The sequence below is a fragment of the Mesorhizobium sp. BHbdii genome (genome assembly GCF_053848045.1).
This window is the reverse complement of sequence record NZ_JBSPKX010000068.1, coordinates 1-635: the sequence shown is the minus strand read 5'-3', so window position 1 is coordinate 635 and position 635 is coordinate 1. Positions and strand designations below refer to the sequence as shown.

Sequence of the window (635 nt, the reverse complement as noted above, 5' to 3'; positions counted from 1 at the left end):
TGCCGAGCTTCATCGAGAACGCCAGGTTGTCGTAGACCGTCATATGCGGATAGAGCGCGTAGGACTGGAACACCATGGCGATGCCGCGCTTGGACGGCGGCACATCGTTGACCACTTCGCCATCGATCTTGAGCTCGCCTGACGTGATTTCCTCGAGCCCGGCGATCGAGCGCAGCAAGGTCGACTTGCCGCAGCCCGATGGACCGACGAAGACGATGAACTCGCCCGATTTGATATCGAGGTCGATGCCGTGGAGAATGTTGAGATTGCCGTAGGACTTCTTCACTTGCCTCAAATTGACATCGGCCATTGGTTTCCTCCCAGTGATTTCGCAAAAATTCAGTCGATGCGCCCGAACCAGGCGCCATAGCCGCCAAGCTCGACCGAACCGGGGTTCGCCTGACCGGAAAACCCGTGTCCCGGCAAAGGTTGCAGGGATCGCCTGCCAAGGTCAACCTTGGCCGGCTTGGCGCCGAGGTTGAAGACGCAGACAACCTGCTCATTGCCGGCGCGGCGCGTGAAGGCGACGGTGTCGCCCTCGCTCTCGATGAAGGTGATGTCGCCCTTGGCCAGCGCCGGGTGGGCGCGGCGGAAGCTCAGGAAGCGCCGATAGTGCTCGAGCAGTGAAGCCTGGT

The 635-nt window shown here is 60.9% G+C and carries 2 protein-coding genes; both read right to left on the bottom strand.

From position 1 onward, the window contains the following. On the bottom strand, window positions 1-310 hold a 310-nt coding region (locus tag ACWTU8_RS31865; RefSeq protein WP_455851259.1), incomplete at its 3' end, for an ATP-binding cassette domain-containing protein. Between the two features lie 29 nt (window positions 311-339). Further along, window positions 340-635 (bottom strand): DUF3459 domain-containing protein (locus ACWTU8_RS31860; protein WP_455851258.1); only part of this gene is annotated, 296 nt, incomplete at its 5' end.